Origin of the sequence: Pulveribacter suum, assembly GCF_003013695.1 — a bacterium.
Classification (GTDB): Bacteria; Pseudomonadota; Gammaproteobacteria; order Burkholderiales; family Burkholderiaceae_C; genus Melaminivora; species Melaminivora suum.
Genome location: NZ_CP027792.1, coordinates 301750 through 319786, shown reverse-complemented (window position 1 = coordinate 319786; position 18037 = coordinate 301750). Strand labels below are relative to the sequence as shown.

The window sequence follows — 18037 nt, the reverse complement described above, 5'->3', positions numbered from 1 at the left end:
AGCCCATTCCATCATGCTGAAGAACCTGCTCACCTGCCTGGCCCTTGCCGCCCTGGCCCTGCCCGCCCTGGCCGCCCCCGCAGCGGCCGATGCCGCGAGCGCTCCGGCCGCCAAGAAGGCGCCCACCGCCCAGCAAACGAAGATGAAGAGCTGCAACGCCGACGCCAAGGCCAAGGACTTGAAGGGCGACGAGCGCAAGGCTTTCATGAAGACCTGCCTGAGCACCAGCAAGCAGGAAAAGCAGCACGACAAGATGACCAGCTGCAACGCCGACGCCAAGACCAAGGACCTGAAGGGCGACGAGCGCAAGGCCTTCATGAAGGAATGCCTGTCGAACAAGCCTGCCTGACGGCCACCGTCGGCCCCTCCCACGAGCAACCCCGCGGCGCGGGGTTTTTCTTTTTCAGCGCGTGCCCACCCCGCGCGCCAGGAAGGCGGCCAGCAGCGGGATCACGGCCACCAGGTGCGCCTCGATCATGACGATGCGGCGCGTGGCGCGCACCTGTTCGGGGCTTGGCAGGCTGCCATCCGCGCGCAGCGCGCGGCGCCAGGCCAAAAAGCGCAGGGTCGGCACGATGGACATCACGCCGATCACCACGAACAGCGTGACCTTGGCGTGCAGCAGCGGCTGGGCCCAGTACCAGGTCGCGCCCTTGACGCCCCACCAGGTGCGCGCCAGGCCCGTCGCCAGCACGGCCATCGCGGAGATGCCGTACAGCAGGTCCACCCGCACAAGGCGCTCGACCACCTTGGCGTTCATCCATTCGCTGCGGCACAGCGCGGTCTCGCTGGCCAGGAAGGTCGCCATCATCAGGATGGACAGGATGTGGGCGTAGGCCAGCAGGGCTTCGGTGGTCATGGGCGTGGGCGTTGCAGGGAAGAAAGGATCAGGGCGCCGGGCTGCGCGCCCAGAAGTCGCTCTGGGCGTAATGTTGCCTCAGATAGTCGATCCACAGCCGCACGCGCAGCGGCAGGTGCTTTCTCTGAGGAAAGACCATGTAGATGCCGTTGGGCGGCGCGGCGAAGTCCTCCAGCACGGCCACCAGGCGGCCGGCGGCGATCTCGGATTCCACCTCCCAGGTGCTGCGCCAGGCGATGCCCCAGCCCCCTAAGCACCAGTCGTGCAGCACCTGGCCGTCCGAGCAGTCCAGCGGCCCGCCGGGCTTGAAGTGCACGACCTCGTCGCTGCCGCCCTCGCGCAGGACGCCCGCGCCCGCGAGGGCGCCTTCGCGCTTCTGCCCGCTGGCGGTTCGCGGAACGCGAAACGCCCAGCCGCGCGTTTGCGAGGCGTCGCTGGACAGCGTCAGGCAGTCGTGCTGTGCCAGCTCGCCTGGGTGCTGCGGCGTGCCGCGCCGGCGCAGGTAATCGGGCGTGGCCACGCACAGGCGGCGGTTGTCGGCCATGCGCACGCTGACCAGGGACGAATCGGGCAGGTCGCCCACGCGCACGGCGCAGTCGTAGCCCTCGCCGGCCAGGTCCACCACCCGGTCGGACAGGTTCAGCGAGATGGTCACCTCCGGGTGCAGGTCGCGAAAGCGCGGCACCAGCGGCGCCACGTGGCGCCGTCCAAACCCGGCGGGCGCGGTGATGCGCAGGTGCCCCGTGGCCTTGATGCCGCCGGCCGAGACGCTGGCCTCGGCGTTGGCCACGTCGGCCAGCAGGCGCTGGCAGTCCTCCAAAAAGGAGCTGCCCTCGTGCGTGAGGGTGATGCGCCGCGTGGTGCGCATCAGCAGCTTGACGCCCAGGTGCTCCTCCAGCGCGTCCAGGCGCCGGCCCATGATGGCCGGGGCCACGCCCTCGGCGCGGGCCGCCGCCGTCAGGCTGCCGCGCGTGGCAACCGAGACGAAGGACTCGAAGGCTTTGAGTTTGTCCATGGGCGCAGCGGCAGGGGCAGGAAAGGGAGGAAGCGAATGGTGGATGAAATCGGGCCCCAGCGCTTGCTGGGTAAGCGCTGGCAGCTATTGTTTTTGCAGCTTCCTCCGGGGCGCAGGCTTCAGGCAGGGGCGGCGACTGAAAGTGTGGTTGATTTTTGCAAAAAAGTCACTAGTTAAGAGATATTGCGCTTCTTTATTGACGCAAACATTTCTAATAAAGTGGACTGCAAGACCCATGCACGTGGGTCAGGGCCGTCTTTTTCGCCTTCGTTTTCCTCGCGTTTTCACCATCCATCCAACTTACTGTTCACAAGGGGGTTTGATCCACATGACCGCACGCACCCAAGTCCACGGCCTGCAGGTGGCCAACGAGCTGCACCAGTTCATCAACGACGACGTCCTGCCCGGCACGGGCGTCTCGCCCGAGGCCTTCTGGAAGGGCTTCGACGCGCTGGTGGCCGATCTCGCCCCCAAGAACGCCGCCCTGCTGGCCGAGCGCGAGCGCCTGCAAAAGGAGCTGGACACCTGGCACAAGGCCAACCCCGGCCCGATCAAGGACATGGCCGCCTACCGCCAGTTCCTGACGCAGATCGGCTACCTGGTCGAGCCGCCCAAGGGTGCGCAGGCCACCACGGCCAATGTGGACGCGGAACTCGCGCAACAGGCCGGCCCGCAGCTGGTGGTGCCCATCCTGAATGCGCGCTACGCGCTGAACGCCGCCAACGCCCGCTGGGGCTCGCTGTACGACGCGCTCTACGGCACGGACGTGATCGATGAAGCGGACGGCGCCGAGAAGGGCCGCGGCTACAACCCGAAGCGCGGCGAGAAGGTGATCGCCTATGCGCGCGACTTCCTGGACCAGGCCACGCCGCTGGCGCAGGGCTCGCACAAGGATGCGGCTGCGTACAAGGTCGAAGGCGGCAAGCTGGTCGTCAGCCTGAAGGACGGCGCCAGCACGGGCCTGAAGGATGCCGCGCAGTTCGTCGGCTACCAGGGCGATGCGGCCAACCCGTCGTCCGTGCTGTTGGCCAACAACGGCCTGCACATCGACATCCGCATTGACAAGAACACCCCCATCGGCAAGACCGATGCTGCCGGCGTGTCCGACGTGGTGGTCGAAGCGGCGCTGTCCACCATCCTGGACCTGGAGGACTCGGTGGCCGCCGTGGACGCCGAGGACAAGACCCTGGGCTACCGCAACTGGCTGGGCATTCTGAAGGGCACGCTCACGGAGACCTTCCAGAAGGACGGCAAGCCCATGACGCGCGGCCTGAACCAGGATCGCGAATACACCGGTGCCGACGGCCAGCCAGTCAAGCTGCACGGCCGCTCGCTCATGTTCCTGCGCAACGTCGGCCACCTGATGACCAACCCGGCCATCCTTTGGGGAGCCGAGAACAAGGAAATCCCCGAGGGCATCCTGGACGCCATGGTCACCACGGCGATTGCCATCCACGACCTGAAGGGCCATGGCGCCCATGGCCTGCGCAACTCGCGCACCGGCAGCGTCTACATCGTCAAGCCCAAGATGCACGGCCCGGCCGAAGTGGCCTTTGCCAACGAGCTGTTCGGCCGCGTCGAGCAGGCCCTGGGCCTGCCGGAGAACACCGTCAAGCTGGGCATCATGGACGAGGAGCGCCGCACCTCCGTCAACCTGAAGGCCTGCATTGCCGCGGCGCCGGCGCGTGTCGCCTTCATCAACACGGGCTTCCTGGACCGCACGGGCGACGAGATGCACTCGGCCATGCAGGCCGGCCCCATGGTGCGCAAGGGCGACATGAAGACCAGCGCCTGGATCCAGGCGTACGAGAAGAACAACGTGCTGGTGGGCCTGTCCATGGGCCTGGCCGGGCGCGCCCAGATCGGCAAGGGCATGTGGGCCATGCCCGACCTGATGCGCGCCATGCTGGAGCAAAAGATCGGCCACCCGAAGGCCGGCGCCAACACTGCCTGGGTGCCCAGTCCCACGGGCGCCACGCTGCACGCGTTGCACTACCACCAGGTCAAGGTCAAGGACGTGCAGCAAGAGCTGCTCAAGGTGGACGCCGACGCCGAGCGCGACAACCTGCTCACCGGCCTGCTGACGGTGCCCGTGAGCGCCAGCCCGAACTGGTCCGACCAGGAAAAGCAGCAGGAGCTGGACAACAACATCCAGGGCATCCTGGGCTACGTGGTGCGCTGGATCGACCAGGGCGTGGGTTGCTCCAAGGTGCCCGACATCAACGACGTCGGCCTGATGGAAGACCGCGCCACGCTGCGCATCTCCAGCCAGCACGTGGCCAACTGGCTCTTGCACGGCATCGTCACCGAGCAGCAGGTGCGCGCAACGTTCGAGCGCATGGCCGCCAAGGTGGACGGGCAGAACGCCGGCGACCTGCTGTACCAGAAGATGGCTGGGCGCTTCAACGAATCGGCCGCCTACCTGGCCGCCTGCGAGCTGGTCTTCAAGGGCGTGGAGCAGCCCAGCGGCTACACCGAGCCGCTGCTGCACGCCTGGCGCCTGAAGGTCAAGTCGGGCGAAGCCAAGCGTTGATGCGCTATTAAAAAAGTAGCTGTTGGCGCTTGCCTGGCGGGCGCTGAAGGCAATTTTCATGCACAACCGCACCTGCAGGTGCGGTTGTCTTTGGCGCGCCTACACTCAGACGGATGAACGCTCCCGCCCCCACCTGCTGCCCGCTGTGCGGCCAGACCAACACCTGCGCCATGGCAGCCGGCCTGCCAGCCGGCGATTGCTGGTGCATGGACGCGCACATCTCGCCTGCCGCGCTGCAGCGCGTGCCGGACGCGCTGCGGGGCCAAGCGTGCCTGTGCGCACGCTGCGCAGCTGGCGAGCCGCTGCCGCCCGCGGGTGGGGCGGCCCCCGACGGGATGGCTACTCCATCGCCTTGAACAGCGCCGGGCAGTCGATGGTGCCATTCGGGAATTCGAGCACAGCAGTCTGTTCCTTGCGGATGAGCTGGCTGATGGCGCGGCAGTCGGTCCAGCCGGCGTTGGGTGCGCTGGCATCGCCGTCCATGCGCACGTGCACCACGCTGCCCTGCAGGCTGACCTGGGCCTTGCGCGACGCATAGGTCTTTTCGATGGCGGGCAGCATCTGGTCCTGGATGGCCTCGCGCACCGAGCTGCCGCCGGCCTGCGCCGCGGCGCTGCCGCTAGCGGCCACTACCTGGGGCGGTTCGGCCTCATTGCTGCAGGCGGCAGTCGCAAGGCCCAACGCCAGCAGGGCCGCCATCGTCGCCACTCGTCCCAAGATCCCTGATTGCATGTTGCTCTCGCCTCCTTTGCGGGTGTGCGGACCAGTATAGGCGGCGATGTTTTGCGCTCCTCGGGCTGCGGCCGGGCGCCGATAAGATGGCAGGACGCGGGTGTGCCTTGTACGCCGCCCCTTTTCCCCCTTTCAGCCAGGAGACCCCATGCCCACCTACCACATCGAAATGATGGAGGGCCGCACCGTTGAACAAAAGCGCAAGCTGGCCGAGGAGATCACTCGCGTGTCGGTGGAGGTGCTGGGCGGCTCGCCCGAGTCGGTGGACATATTGATCACCGACGTCAAGCGCGAGAACTGGGCCACGGGCGGCAAGCTCTGGCTGGACCGCCAGTAAGCCAACCCGGGGCGCCCCATGTGCCAGCTTCTGGGCATGAACGCCAACACGCCCACGGACGTGACGTTCAGCTTCACCGGCTTCGCCCAGCGCGCCGGGCGCACGGCCGACCACACCGATGGCTGGGGCATCGCCTTTTTCGAAGGCCAGGGCGTGCGCCACTTCGTGGACCATGCCCGGGCGCTGGATTCGCCCGTGGCCGAGCTGATCCGCCGCTATCCCATCAAGAGCTGCAACGTCATCGCCCACATCCGCAAGGCCACGCAGGGGGCCGTGCAGCTGGCCAACTGCCACCCGTTCGTGCGCGAGCTATGGGGCCACTACTGGGTGTTCGCGCACAACGGCGACCTGAAGGATTTCCGCCCGCGGCTGCACGGGCATTTCCACCCGGTGGGCAGCACCGACAGCGAACATGCGTTTTGCTGGCTGATGCAGGAGCTGTCCAAGTCGCACGCCGGGCTGCCGCCGGTGCAGGAGCTCACGCTGACACTGCGGGAGCTGGCCGGGCACATTGCGCCGCAGGGCACCTTCAACTTTCTGCTGTCCAACGGCCAGGCGCTGTGGGCGCACGCCAGCACCCACCTGCACTGGATCGAGCGCCGCCACCCCTTCGCCGTGGCGCAGCTGTCCGATGAAGACCTGCAGGTGGACTTTGCCCCGCTGACCACGCCCAGCGACCGCGTGGCCGTCATCGCCACTGCCCCGCTGACCAACAACGAGCAGTGGACGGCGTTTGCGCCGGGCGAGCTGGGCGTCTTCGTGCAGGGCCAGAGGCTCATCTAGCGGGTGCTGGCGCCCCGGCGCTGCGCCGCTTACTTCTTCTTTTTGTCGTTGTGCAGCGGCGCGTCATGCGTGGCGTTCTTCCTGTCCTTGCCGTTGGCGCTCTGGTCGAGCTGCTCGGCCAGGGTCAGGTGCTCGCGCAGCGTGGGCAGGGTTTTGTCGGCCCAGGCCTTCACGTCCGGGTCATGCGCCTTGGTGGAGCCCTTCTCAAACAGCTCGATGGTCTCGCGGTGCGCCTTGGGGCCCAGGCTGTCGATATAGCTTTTGTCGAACTTGGCGCCCTCGTGCGTGGCCAGCAGCTTGAGTTTGCCCTTTTGCATCAGCGAGGGCTCGTCGGGCAGCTTGTGGTTCTTGGCCGTGGCCAGCTGCTGCAGCTGCTGCGCGGCGGCCATATGGTCGTCGAGCATGCGCTGGGCGAAGGACTTGACAGCGTCGCTCTGGCCCCGCTTCAGGGCCAGCTTGGCGCCTTCGACCTCGAAGTGCCCGGCGTGCGCCGCGTCGTCCATGAAGGCCGCATCGGCATGGGCCGGCTTGCTGTCGGTGGTGGTGGGGATGGCGTGCGTGCCGGACGCGGCGCCCGCTGCCGGCGCGCTGGCCCCGCGCTGGGCCGGCGTGTTGTTGCGGTTGTTGTGGTCGCGGTCGCCGCTCTGGCCGGCCGGCGGGGTGTCGGGCGAGGTTACGGCCGACGACATGGGTGACACGGCCGGGGGCGAGCCCTGGGCCCAGGCCATGCCGGACAGCGCCAGGCTGGCCGCAGCCAGCACGTGGGCGGTGGTGCGTCGTTGGAATAGCGCCATGGTGCGATACCTCCTGTCAAGGGAAAAAAACGGGCCGCACTGCCGACATGCCGGCAGCGGCCTGGCTGCGCCCCATGGTGGGCGCGCCCTGGTGCAGCTGCTGTAGGAGCGCGGGCCCTTCACCCGTCTGATACGGCTGTGACATCCGGTATCTGGCCGCCGCTGGCCTGCCCCATCACAGCCACAGTCGCCCTTGACTGACTTCCAGCGGCTCGGCGCCGCGCCATACTCGCCCGGCCCTGGGCCCTTTCACCCCTTATCCATACCGCGCACCATGAAACGACTCATCGCCACGCTTGCCATCGCTGCCGCCCTCACCGGATGCGGCTACAACGACTTCCAGCGCCTGGACGAGCAGACCAAATCGGCCTGGAGCGAGGTGCTCAACCAGTACCAGCGCCGCGCCGACCTGGTGCCCAACATCGTCGCCAGCGTCAAGGGCGAGGCCCAGTTCGAGCAGGACACGCTCACCCGCGTGATCGAGGCGCGCGCCAAGGCCACGTCCATCCAGGTCACGCCCGAGACGCTGAACAACCCCGAGGCGTTCAACAAGTTCCAGCAGGCGCAAGGCGAGCTGTCGGGCGCCCTGAGCCGGCTGATGGTGGTGGCCGAGCGCTACCCCCAACTGCAGGCCAACCAGGGCTTTCGCGACCTGCGCGTGACGCTGGAGGGCACGGAAAACCGCATCACCGTGGCGCGCAACCGCTACATCGAGACGGTGCAGCAGTACAACGTACTGGCCCGCAGCTTCCCCACCAACCTGACGGCCAAGGTCTTCAGCTACGAGCCCAAGCCCAACTTCAGCGTCGCCAACGAGGCGCAGATCAGCGTCCCGCCGCAGGTGGACTTCTCCAGGCCCGCGCCTGCAGCCAAGCCCTGACGACTACAAGCCAAATATGCCTCTAGCCCTTGTCCTGCAAGCGCTGGCAGCTCTCTTTTTGATAGTTGCCGGGCTGGGCGGCGCGCAGGCCCAGCAGGCGCCGCGCGCGGTGCCGGCGCTGACTTCGCGCGTAATCGACGAGACCGCCACCCTCGGCGAAGGCCAGCGCACCAGCCTGCAGGCCCAGCTGGCCGAGATCGAGCGCACGCACGGCTCGCAGGTGGTGGTGCTGATGGTGCCGACCACCGCGCCCGAGGACATCGCCGCCTTCGCGCACCGCGTGGCAAGCAGCTGGAAGATCGGCCGCAAAGAGGTCGGCGACGGCGTGCTGGTCGTCGTCGCCAAGGACGACCGGCGCATGCGCATCGAGGTGGCGCGCGCGCTGGAGGGTGCCATCCCCGACATCACCGCCGCGCGCATCATCGACGGCGCCATGGCCCCGCGCTTTCGCGAGGGCGACTACGCCGGCGGCCTGCAGGCGGCCGTGCAGCAGATCGGCGCGCGCATCGCTGGCGAGGCGCTGCCGCTGCCGCAGGCCAGCGATCAGCGCCGCGCCGCGGGCGGCGGCGGGGCCGACGACCTGGCCATCTTCCTGTTCTTCGCCGTGATGGTGGCCGGGCCGGTGCTGCGGGCCCTGGCCGGCCCGCGCCTGGGCGGCCTGGCCATGGGCGCGGGCGCGGGCGCACTGGCCTTCTGGTTCACCACCAGCGTGCTGCTGGCCGCGGGTGCCGGCGTGGCGGCGCTGCTGTATGTGTGGCTGTTCGCCGGGCGTGGCGTGCCCCTCATCTGGAATGGCGGCGGCGGCGGGCGGGGCGGCGGTGGGGGCTTCGGCGGCGGCGGTTTTGGCGGCGGCGGTTTTGGTTCGGGCGGCGGCGGCAGCTTCGGCGGCGGCGGCGCTTCGGGCGGCTGGTAGAGGCGGGCAAATGACGGACAACCACCACCCCACACCACCCACGCCGCCCGGCCTGTGGCGGCGCCTGGCCCGCCTGGCGCGCCACCGCTGGGCCGACGGCGGCCTGCAGCGCGACCTGCCGGCCGACATGCTGGAGCGCCTGGGCGCGCGCGTGGCCGCCAGCGAGCGGCGCCACACGGGCCAAGTGCGCATCTGCATCGAGGGCGGCCTGCCGCTGTCGTACCTGTGGCGCGCGGCCAGCGTGCGCGAGCGCGCCGTCACCCAGTTCGGCAAGCTGCGCGTGTGGGACACGGAGCACAACAACGGCGTGCTGATCTACCTGCTGCTGGCCGAGCGCGCCATCGAGATCGTGGCCGACCGCGCCCTGGCGCGCGCCGTGCCGCGCCAGGCGTGGCGCGCCCTGGCCGAGCACATGGCCGAGGCCTTTCGCGCCGGCCGCTACGAAGACGGGCTGACGCAGGCCCTCAGCGAGGTCTCGGCCCTGCTGGTGGAGCACTTTCCCGCCCCGGCCGACGCGCCGGGCGCCCGGGCCAACGAGCTGCCGGACGCGCCCGTGGTGGCGCGCGGCTGGCAGGGCTGAGCGCCCGCGCCGGCGCGTGAGAGCGGGTGGGCGCTCTCAGGTGTACGCCGGCAGCTTCCAGACCTTGCCCGCACCCACGGCATACAGCTCGCGCGAGGTGGCGCCGCCCAGCGTGTGCGCGCCCGTGAAGCTGCCAAACGCAGGCAGCAACACCAGGCCCGGGTCGTGGCAGAAGGCCGGCAGGCGCAGCGCGTCGTGCCCGCGCCCCTGCAGCACCACGGCCGGGTGCACGTGCCCGGCCAGCACCGTGTGGCCGGCCAGCTGCTGCGGGTGGTGGCAGCAGGCCAGGCCGATGCCGGGGTAGGGCACGTAGGGCTCGTCCACCACGGTGATGCGCAGGTGCGGCGGCGGCTCGCCGGCGTGCCGGTCGTGGTTGCCGCGCACCAGCGTCATGCCCACGGCCGCGTGGTGGTCGCGCCACTGCGCCAGCTGCGCCAGCAGCGCCGGCGTCTGCGCCTCGGCGGCGTGCAAAAAGTCGCCCAGCACGATCAGCCGCTGCGCGCCCGTGCGCGTGAGCAGCGCCGACAGCCGCGCCAGGTTGTCGGCCGTGGTGCCGGCCGGCACCGGCAGGCCGCGCGCGCGGAAGGTGGCCGCCTTGCCCAGATGCACGTCGGCCACGAACAGCGTGCGCGCCAGCGGCCACCACAGCGCGTGCTCGGGCAGCGGCACGAGATCGGCGCCGGGGGCCGTGTGGATGTGAAGGCGTGGGTCGTGCACGGGCGGGGCTGCTACGGCGGAGTTTGCTGCGGTTTTGATAGCTTTTGGCGCTTGCCTGGCAAGGGCTGGAGTCGGTTTTGATGAATTTCTTGGCTGCGCCAGGGCACAGCCACCCAGATGATGGCGCGCGCGCTGGTTTCCAGGGGCTGCGGCCGCATTTGCTACAGCCGGGGCAGGGGCCGCGACGGGCGGCGCTGGCGCGGGGCGCGGGCCGGGCGGTCGGCGCCTGACTCGCCCGCCGCGGCCACGCCGAAGTCCAGCGCAGCGGCGATCGACGAAGTGCCGTCCTGCGCTGCGTCAGGCGGCGGCGCCCCGGCCGTTGTGCGCCGTGCCCGGCGCAGCGGCGGGTCGGGCGGCACCACGTCCTGCACGCGCACGGGGGGCTGCGGCCCGCGCGTGTCGGCTGCGGCCTCCAGGTCGCCCAGCATGCGGGCAATGCGGTCGGCCAGGGCTTCGTTGCTGAGCTTTTCACGAAAGCGCTCGACCATCAGGGGAAACGCCAGCGGCCCGGGCCGCGCCAGCGCGCAGACCGTGAGCTGACGGGCCTGCATGCGGCGCAGGGCGGCCAGCAGCTCGGCCACGTCCAGCTCCTGGCTCAGCACTTCGTCGCTGGCCTGGCGCAGCAGCAGGTTGCCGCTGTCGTACTTGCGAAAGACCTCGAAGAACAGCTGCGCCGAGGCCTGCAGCTGGCGCGCGCTGCGCTGCTCGCCCGGGTGGCTCTGGAAGATCAGCCCGGCCACGCGGGCGATCTCGCGAAAGCGCCGGCGCGCCATCTCGGTGGCGTTCAGGCTGGCCAGCACCTCGCGCAGCAGGGCTCGGCGCGCGGGGTCGGCGCTGGCCTCCTGCGCGCCTTGTGCATTGGCGGTGTTGCGCACGGGGGCGTCGTCGCCGCCCGGCGGCGCTGCGGCCTCCTTGGCCGCGGGCGTGGGCTCGGCGCGCAGCAGGGCGGGCAGCAGCGCCGCCCAGTCGCGCTCGGTGGCGCTCACCAGCTCCAGCCCATAGTCGTTCACGGCGATGGAAAACGTGCCCGCCTCGTGCTGCGCTGCGCGCCAGGCCAGCAGGCTGGCCAGGCCCATGTGCGCGTGCCGACCGGCAAAGGGGTACAGAAACAGGTGCCAGCCCTCGCGCGTGTGCAGCGTCTCGGCCAGCAGCGTGGCCGGCGTGGGCAGCTGCGACCAGCGCTGCTGCAGCTGCAGCAGGCCGCGCACGGCGCGCAGCTCCGGGCTGGCGTAGCGCCCGCCGGCGGCCTGGGCCAGCTCGCGCACCACGAAGTCCGCCAGCACGGTGGACAGCGGCATGCGCGAGCCGGCCCAGCGCGGCACGGTGGCGCGCGTGCGCGGCGCGCGGCGCACGTAGGCGGTCATCTGCTCGATGCGCACCAGCTCCAGCACCTGGCCGGCAAAGACGAAGCAGTCGCCCGGCGACAGGCGCGACAGGAAGCTTTCTTCCATGGACCCCAAGCGCGCGCCGTGCAGGATCTGCACGGACATGCTGGCGTCGCTGACGATGGTGCCGATGTTGGCGCGGTGGCGCCGCGCCAGGCGCGCCTCGGGCACGCGCCAGATGCCGTTTTCGTCCGGCACCACGCGCCGGTAGTCCGGGTAGGCAGCCAGCGCCTGCCCGCCGCCGCCGGCAAAAGCCAGGCACCAGTCCCACACGGCGCGCGGCAGGTCGCGGTAGGCCCAGGTGCGGCGCACCTCCTGGTACAGCGCCTCGGGCGTGAAGCCGCCGCCCAGCGCCACGGTGACCAGGTGCTGCACCAGCACGTCGATGGGCTGCACGGGCGAGGAGCGCGACTCCACCTGGCCCGCGCGCACAGCGGCGCGGGCGGCAGCGGCCTCGATGATCTCCAGGCTGTGCGTGGGCACCAGGGTGATGCGCGAAGGCCGCCCGGGCGAATGCCCCGAGCGCCCGGCGCGCTGCAACAGGCGCGCCACGCCCTTGGCCGAGCCGATCTGCAGCACCCGCTCGACAGGCGCGAAGTCCACTCCCAGGTCCAGGCTGGAGGTGGCCACCACGGCGCGCAGGCTGCCGGCCTTCAGGCCCGCTTCGACCCACTCGCGCACGCCGCGGTCCAGCGAGCCGTGGTGGATCGCGATCTGCCCGGCCCAGTCCGGACGGGCGTCCAGCAGCGCCTGGTACCACTGCTCGGCCTGCGAGCGCACGTTGACGAAGACCAGCGTGGTGCTGCTGGCGGCCAGCTCGGCCACCACGGCCGGCAGCATGCGCAGGCCCAGGTGGCCGGCCCAGGAAAAGCGCTCGGGGGCATCGGGCAGCAAGGTGTCCACGACCAGGGTCTTGTCCACGCGGCCCTGCACCAGCGCGCCACTTGCGCCCGGTTGCAGGGGCGCGAGCAGCGTGTCCATCGCCTCGGGCAGGTTGCCCAGCGTGGCCGACATGCCCCAGGCCATGAGCCGCGGGTTCCACGTTGCCAGCCGCGCCAGGGCCAATTGCAGCTGCACGCCGCGCTTGGTGCCCAGCAGTTCGTGCCATTCGTCGGCCACCACCAGGCGCACGCGCGACAGCTGCTCGTGCGCGTCGGCGCGGGCCAGCAGCAGCGACAGGCTCTCGGGCGTGGTCACCAGCACCGTGGGCAGGCGGCGCGCCTGGGCGCTGCGCTCGCCGCTGGCGGTGTCGCCGGTGCGGGCGGCCAGCGTCCAGCGCGCCAGCGGCGGGTGCTGGTGCGCCAGCTCGGCCAGCGGCGCGGCCAGGGCCTTGAGCGTGTCGGCGGCCAGCGCGCGCATGGGTGTGATCCACAGCACCGTCAGGGGCTCGGCGGAGGGCTGCTTTGCTCCTTTTTCGATAGCTGCTTGCGCTTGATTGGCGGGCGATGCAGGCTGTTTTGTCTTGTATGGAGCGGCCAGCGCCTGCAGCGCGCCCAGCCAGACGGCGTAGGTCTTGCCCGCGCCCGTGGTGGCGTGCAGCAGCCCCGAGCGGCCGGCCGCCAGCGCACGCCAGACCTGGCGCTGAAAGGCAAAGGGTTGCCAGCCGTGCGTGCCCAGCCAGCCGGCCACGTCGGGACGCGTCGCGGAGGCAGGCCGTGTGGTGGTGCTCATGGGGCTTGCCGGGGCAGCAGCTCGGCCAGCGTCTGCAGGGTGTCGGCCTCCTGGACCGGCTTGTCGCGGCGCCAGCGCAGCATGCGCGGAAAGCGCACGGCGATGCCGCTCTTGTGCCGGCCGCTCCTGGCGATGCCCTCAAAGCCCAGCTCAAACACCAGCGTAGGCCGCACGCTGCGCACCGGGCCGAAGCTCTCCACCGTGTTCTTGCGGATCAGCGCGTCCACCTGGGCGATCTCGGCGTCCGTGAGGCCCGAGTACGCCTTGGCAAAGGGCACCAGCGCGCGGCCTTCTTCCCCCTCGGGGCGGTCCCACACTGCGAAGGTGTAGTCGGTATAGAGGCTGGCGCGCCGGCCGTGCCCGCGCTGGGCGTAGATCAGCACCGCGTCCACGCTCAAGGGGTCGATCTTCCACTTCCACCACACGCCCACGTCCTTGGTGCGGCCCACGCCGTACTGGGCGGGGCGGGCTTTGAGCATCATGCCCTCCACGCCCAGGGCGCGCGCGCCCTCGCGCTGGCGTGCCAGGTCTGCCCAGCTGGCGCCCTGCAGCAGCGGGCTGGCCAGCAGCGTAGGGTAGGCAGCGGCGGCCACCAGCGCATCCAGCCGCGCGCGGCGCTCGTGCTGGGGCAGGGCGCGCAGGTCCTGGCCGCCTTCCTCCAGCAGGTCGTAGGCCATCAGCACCACGGGCAGCTCGCGCAGGATCTTCGGGCCCAGTGCCTTGCGGCCGATGCGCTTTTGCAGATCGGCAAAGGGGCGCACCTGGCCGGCGCCTTCTTCGCCTGGCGCGGCGGGCTGCCAGACCAGGATCTCGCCGTCGATCACGGTGCCGTCCGGCAATGCGTCGCCCAGCGCCTGCAGCTCGGGAAAGCGCTCGCTGACCAGCTCCTCGCCGCGCGACCAAACCCAGGTGCTGCCGCCCCGGCGCACCAGCTGGGCGCGGATGCCGTCCCATTTCCATTCGACCAACCAGCCCTGCGGCTCGCCCAGGGCCTCGGCCATGGGCTCTGCGGCCAGCGCCAGCGGATGCGCCAGGAAGAAGGGATAGGGGTGGCCGCTGGCCTCGCGCCGGGCGCTGGCGTCCTCCAGCGTCTCCTGCGGCTGCACCAGGCGGGCATAGTCCTCGGCGCCGGGCCGGGCGCCGATATGGGTGTAGCCCATCAGGCGCTGGGCGATGCGCTTGGCATCCACCCCGCTGACGGCCGCCAGCGCCTGGGTGACCTGCAACTTGGACACGCCCACGCGGAAGGCGCCGGTGATGAGCTTGAAGTACACCAGCCGCTCTTCGGCTGCCAGCAGCGCCCACTGGGCACGCAGGCGCTGCGCCGCCTCGTGCGGCGGCAGGCCGCGCAGGGGCAGCAGCTGCGTGTCCATCCACTCGGCCAGCGTCAGCGCGTGGGCCTGGGTGGGCGCGGGCAGCAGCAGGGCGATGGTCTCGGCCAGGTCGCCCACGGCCTGGTGGCATTCATCGAACAGCCATTCGGGCAGGCCGGCGGCCTCGCGCGCCTGCTCGCGCAGCAGGCGCACGGGCACCAGCTGGCGCGGCTTGCCGCCGGCCAGGAAGTACACGGCCCAGGCGGCGTCCTGCGGCGGCGCGCCGTGCAGGTAGTCGCGCAGCGCGGCCTGCTTGGCCAGCATCGACGTGCTGGCGTCCAGTGCGTGGTACAGGGCGGCGAAGCGCTTCATGGCGTCTGCGGCGTCGCATCGGCAGCCGGTGCGGCGCCGGGCCCCTCGTCGTCGTCCTCGCTGCCGTACTCGGTCTGGAAGGCCTGGGCATCCAGGCCGCGTTCCTCGCGCAGCCAGCGCACCAGCGTAGCCACGCTGCCGTGGGTGACGAAGACGCGCTCGGCGCCAGTGCCGGCGATGGCCTGCTGCAGGCCGGGCCAGTCGGCATGGTCGGACATGATGAAGCCCCGGTCCACGCCGCGGCGCCGGCGCGCGCCGCGCAGCTGCATCCAGCCGCTGGCAAAGGCGTCGGAGTGGCGGGCAAAGCGGCGCATCCAGGGCGTGCCCTGCGCCGAGGGCGGCGCCAGCACCAGGGCGCTGCGCAGCAGCTGCGCGTCCACACCGGGGTCGGTCACGCGCAGGGTGGGCGCCAGGGCGACGCCAGCGGCGCGGTACACGGCGTTGAGCGGCTCCACCGCCCCATGCACGACGATCGGGCCAATGCTCGCGTCCACCCCGTGCAGGATGCGCTGGGCCTTGCCAAACGCATAGCACAGCAGCACCGACGGCCGGCCCTGCGCGGCGTTGGCGCGCCACCAGGCATTGATGTCTGCCAGCAGCTGCGGCTGCGCCGGCCAGCGGTAAATCGGCAGGCCGAAAGTGGATTCGGTGATGAAGGTGTCGCAGCGCACCGGCTCGAATGGCGGGCAGGTGCCGTCGGGCTCGGTCTTGTAGTCGCCCGAGGCGACCCAGATGCGCCCGCCATGCTCGATGCGTACTTGCGCCGACCCCAGCACGTGCCCTGCCGGGTGCAGCGACAGGCGCACGCCGCGGTGCTCGATGGCCTCGCCGTACGCCAGCGTCTGCAGCGCGATGCCCTCGCCCAGGCGCACCCGCAGGGTGCCGGCGCTGTCGGTGTGGGCCAGGTAGTGGCCGTGGCCCGTGCGCGCATGGTCGGAATGGGCGTGGGTGATGACGGCACGCTCCACCGGCCGCCAGGGGTCGATGAAGAAATCGCCCGCGGGGCAGTACAGGCCCTCGGGCCGGGCAACGATGAGATCGGGGTGGTCGGCCATGAGCGGCCCATGCTAGGGCCGGGAGCGGGGGGCGCCGGGCCGGCGAGGGCGCGTCGGGCTGTCGGCTTTCAGCCTACGCGCGGCGGGCCGTTGCCGCGCAGGCATGAAAAAACCGCCCGGAGGCGGTTGTTTCGCGGGGTAGGCGCTCGGGCCTCTCGGTTCAACGCTTTTCGCGGAACTTGCGCAGCGCGGCCAGCTGGGCGGCCATGATGGCGAGCTCGGACTGGGCGCGGGCCAGGTCCAGTTCGCTCTTGGCGTTTTGCAGGGCGTGTTCGGCGGCCTGCTTGGCTTCCTGGGCCTTCTGGTCGTCCAGGTCCTTGCCGCGGATGGCGGTGTCGGACAGCACCGTGACGCAGTCCGGCTGCACTTCCAGGATGCCGCCGGCCACGAAGACGAATTCTTCGTTGCCGTCCGGCAGCTCAATGCGCACCGAGCCCGGCTTGATGCGGGTGATCAGCGGCGTGTGGCGCGGGTAGATGCCGAGCTCGCCCGCCTCACCCGGCAGGGCGACGAAGCGCGCCTCGCCGGAGAAGATGGACTCCTCGGCACTGACCACGTCAACGTGGATGGTGTTCATCTTGGCTTGTCCTCAAAAAGGGTTGAAAGCTGGGCGGAGAAAACGTGCGCCGGGCGGGTGGAGGCCGTCCGGCGCGGCTTTCATCAGGACGCCAGCTTCTTGGCCTTCTCGAAGGCTTCGTCGATGGTGCCGACCATGTAGAAAGCCTGCTCGGGCAGGTGGTCGCATTCACCACTGGCGATCATCTTGAAGCCGCGGATGGTCTCCGACAGCGGCACGTACTTGCCCGGCGAGCCGGTGAACACCTCGGCCACGTGGAACGGCTGCGACAGGAAGCGCTGGATCTTGCGCGCGCGGGCCACCGTGAGCTTGTCCTCGGGGGCCAGCTCGTCCATGCCCAGGATGGCGATGATGTCGCGCAGTTCCTTGTAGCGCTGCAGCGTGCCCTGCACGTCGCGGGCCACCTTGTAGTGCTCCTCGCCCACCACTTGCGGGTCGAGCTGGCGGCTGGTGGAGTCCAGCGGGTCCACGGCAGGGTAGATGCCCAGGGCAGCGATGTCACGCGACAGCACCACGGTGGAGTCCAGGTGGGCAAACGTCGTGGCGGGCGAGGGGTCGGTCAAGTCGTCGGCAGGCACATACACGGCCTGGATCGAGGTGATCGAGCCCACCTTGGTGGAGGTGATGCGCTCCTGCAGGCGGCCCATTTCCTCGGCCAGCGTCGGCTGGTAGCCCACGGCGGAGGGCATGCGGCCCAGGAGGGCGGACACTTCCGTGCCGGCCAGGGTGTAGCGGTAGATGTTGTCCACGAAGAACAGCACGTCGCGGCCTTCGTCGCGGAACGACTCGGCAATCGTCAGGCCCGTGAGGGCCACGCGCAGGCGGTTGCCCGGGGGCTCGTTCATCTGGCCGTAGACCATGGCCACCTTGGACTCGCCCAGGTTCTCCAGGTTCACGACGCCGGAGTCGGCCATCTCGTGATAGAAGTCGTTGCCTTCGCGGGTACGCTCACCAACGCCCGCGAACACGGACAGGCCCGAGTGCGCTTTGGCGATGTTGTTGATGAGCTCCATCATGTTCACGGTCTTGCCCACGCCGGCGCCGCCGAACAGGCCCACCTTGCCGCCCTTGGCGAACGGGCACACCAAGTCGATCACCTTGATGCCGGTCTCCAGCAGCTCCTGCGAGGGCGACAGCTCGTCGTACGCGGGGGCCTTGCGGTGGATGGAGGCGGTGAGCGTCTGGTCCACGGGGCCGCGCTCGTCGATGGGCGTGCCCAGCACGTCCATGATGCGGCCCAGCGTCGCCTTGCCCACGGGCACGGTGATGGGGTTGCCGGTGTTGGTCACCATGATGCCGCGCTTGAGGCCGTCGGACGAGCCCAGGGCGATGGTACGCACCACGCCGTCACCCAGCTGCTGCTGCACTTCCAGCGTCAGGGCCGAGCCTTCCAGCTTGAGGGCGTCGTACACCTTGGGCATCTTGTCGCGTGGGAACTCCACGTCCACCACGGCGCCGATACATTGAACAATCTTGCCCTGGGCGCCTGCAGCGCTCATCTGGGTGTTCTCTTGAGCCATT

General features: G+C 70.3%; 18 protein-coding genes. 8 read left to right on the top strand and 10 right to left on the bottom strand.

Going from position 1 to position 18037, the window contains the following annotated elements; all coding sequences use genetic code 11:
- Nucleotides 1-16 precede the first annotated feature (16 nt).
- Nucleotides 17-349, top strand: a complete 333-nt coding sequence (locus tag C7H73_RS01415; protein WP_106847484.1) for a PsiF family protein — start codon at nucleotides 17-19, stop codon at nucleotides 347-349.
- Between the two features lie 54 nt (nucleotides 350-403).
- On the opposite strand, the gene C7H73_RS01410 is transcribed toward C7H73_RS01415, so the two are convergent.
- On the bottom strand, nucleotides 404-859 hold the full coding sequence (locus C7H73_RS01410; RefSeq protein ID WP_106845022.1) for a DUF2214 family protein: 456 nt from the start codon (nucleotides 857-859) through the stop codon (nucleotides 404-406).
- A 28-nt stretch (nucleotides 860-887) separates the two neighbouring features.
- Complete coding sequence (locus tag C7H73_RS01405; protein ID WP_106845021.1) at nucleotides 888-1874, bottom strand: LysR family transcriptional regulator; 987 nt, start codon at nucleotides 1872-1874, stop codon at nucleotides 888-890.
- A gap of 328 nt (nucleotides 1875-2202) precedes the next feature.
- On the opposite strand from C7H73_RS01405, the gene C7H73_RS01400 reads away from it, so the two are divergent.
- Both C7H73_RS01400 and C7H73_RS01395 read left to right on the top strand, forming a co-directional pair.
- Nucleotides 2203-4407, top strand: a complete 2205-nt coding sequence (locus C7H73_RS01400) for a malate synthase G (protein ID WP_106847483.1) — start codon at nucleotides 2203-2205, stop codon at nucleotides 4405-4407.
- A gap of 113 nt (nucleotides 4408-4520) precedes the next feature.
- Entirely contained in the window at nucleotides 4521-4763 is a 243-nt protein-coding gene (locus tag C7H73_RS01395) for a cysteine-rich CWC family protein (RefSeq protein ID WP_106845020.1), read from the top strand.
- On the opposite strand, the gene C7H73_RS01390 is transcribed toward C7H73_RS01395, so the two are convergent.
- Nucleotides 4747-5139: a hypothetical protein gene (locus C7H73_RS01390; protein WP_157948304.1), complete on the bottom strand. Its 393-nt coding sequence runs from the start codon at nucleotides 5137-5139 to the stop codon at nucleotides 4747-4749. The genes C7H73_RS01395 and C7H73_RS01390 overlap by 17 nt on opposite strands.
- Before the next feature lie 148 nt (nucleotides 5140-5287).
- Between C7H73_RS01390 and C7H73_RS01385 the strand changes: the two genes are divergently transcribed.
- Nucleotides 5288-5476 carry a 4-oxalocrotonate tautomerase gene (locus tag C7H73_RS01385; RefSeq protein ID WP_106845018.1) on the top strand — a complete coding sequence of 63 codons (189 nt, stop codon included), beginning with the start codon at nucleotides 5288-5290 and terminating at the stop codon, nucleotides 5474-5476.
- Between the two features lie 18 nt (nucleotides 5477-5494).
- Entirely contained in the window at nucleotides 5495-6259 is a 765-nt protein-coding gene (locus tag C7H73_RS01380; protein WP_106845017.1) for a class II glutamine amidotransferase, read from the top strand.
- A gap of 29 nt (nucleotides 6260-6288) precedes the next feature.
- On the opposite strand, the gene C7H73_RS01375 is transcribed toward C7H73_RS01380, so the two are convergent.
- Nucleotides 6289-7053, bottom strand: coding sequence for a DUF4142 domain-containing protein (locus C7H73_RS01375; RefSeq protein ID WP_106845016.1), 765 nt, complete (start codon nucleotides 7051-7053; stop codon nucleotides 6289-6291).
- A 274-nt stretch (nucleotides 7054-7327) separates the two neighbouring features.
- Between C7H73_RS01375 and C7H73_RS01370 the strand changes: the two genes are divergently transcribed.
- From C7H73_RS01370 to C7H73_RS01360, 3 genes are read left to right on the top strand one after another with little or no spacing between them, the layout of a single operon-like run.
- Nucleotides 7328-7933, top strand: a complete 606-nt coding sequence (locus C7H73_RS01370) for a LemA family protein (protein WP_106845015.1) — start codon at nucleotides 7328-7330, stop codon at nucleotides 7931-7933.
- A 16-nt stretch (nucleotides 7934-7949) separates the two neighbouring features.
- Entirely contained in the window at nucleotides 7950-8846 is an 897-nt protein-coding gene (locus tag C7H73_RS01365) for a TPM domain-containing protein (protein ID WP_106845014.1), read from the top strand.
- 10 nt (nucleotides 8847-8856) lie between these two features.
- Nucleotides 8857-9426 (top strand): TPM domain-containing protein, encoded by a 570-nt coding sequence (locus C7H73_RS01360; protein ID WP_106845013.1) that lies wholly within the window; start codon nucleotides 8857-8859, stop codon nucleotides 9424-9426.
- 36 nt (nucleotides 9427-9462) lie between these two features.
- Here the strand turns inward: C7H73_RS01360 and pdeM are convergent, their stop codons facing one another.
- The 6 genes from pdeM to atpD all read right to left on the bottom strand — a co-directional run bounded on the left by pdeM (nucleotide 9463) and on the right by atpD (nucleotide 18036).
- Complete coding sequence (gene pdeM, locus C7H73_RS01355) at nucleotides 9463-10143, bottom strand: ligase-associated DNA damage response endonuclease PdeM (protein WP_106845012.1); 681 nt, start codon at nucleotides 10141-10143, stop codon at nucleotides 9463-9465.
- A 161-nt stretch (nucleotides 10144-10304) separates the two neighbouring features.
- Nucleotides 10305-13199, bottom strand: a complete 2895-nt coding sequence (locus C7H73_RS01350) for a ligase-associated DNA damage response DEXH box helicase (RefSeq protein WP_106845011.1) — start codon at nucleotides 13197-13199, stop codon at nucleotides 10305-10307.
- Nucleotides 13196-14884: an ATP-dependent DNA ligase gene (locus C7H73_RS01345; protein ID WP_106845010.1), complete on the bottom strand. Its 1689-nt coding sequence runs from the start codon at nucleotides 14882-14884 to the stop codon at nucleotides 13196-13198. Before C7H73_RS01345 ends, C7H73_RS01350 begins: the two co-directional genes overlap by 4 nt.
- Nucleotides 14881-15939: a ligase-associated DNA damage response exonuclease gene (locus tag C7H73_RS01340; protein WP_106845009.1), complete on the bottom strand. Its 1059-nt coding sequence runs from the start codon at nucleotides 15937-15939 to the stop codon at nucleotides 14881-14883. The genes C7H73_RS01345 and C7H73_RS01340 overlap by 4 nt, the downstream gene beginning before the upstream one ends.
- Nucleotides 15940-16099: 160 nt before the next feature.
- Nucleotides 16100-16516: a F0F1 ATP synthase subunit epsilon gene (locus C7H73_RS01335; RefSeq protein WP_106845008.1), complete on the bottom strand. Its 417-nt coding sequence runs from the start codon at nucleotides 16514-16516 to the stop codon at nucleotides 16100-16102.
- A gap of 83 nt (nucleotides 16517-16599) precedes the next feature.
- Nucleotides 16600-18036, bottom strand: coding sequence for a F0F1 ATP synthase subunit beta (gene atpD, locus C7H73_RS01330; protein ID WP_106845007.1), 1437 nt, complete (start codon nucleotides 18034-18036; stop codon nucleotides 16600-16602).
- Between the last annotated feature and the right edge of the window lies 1 nt (nucleotide 18037).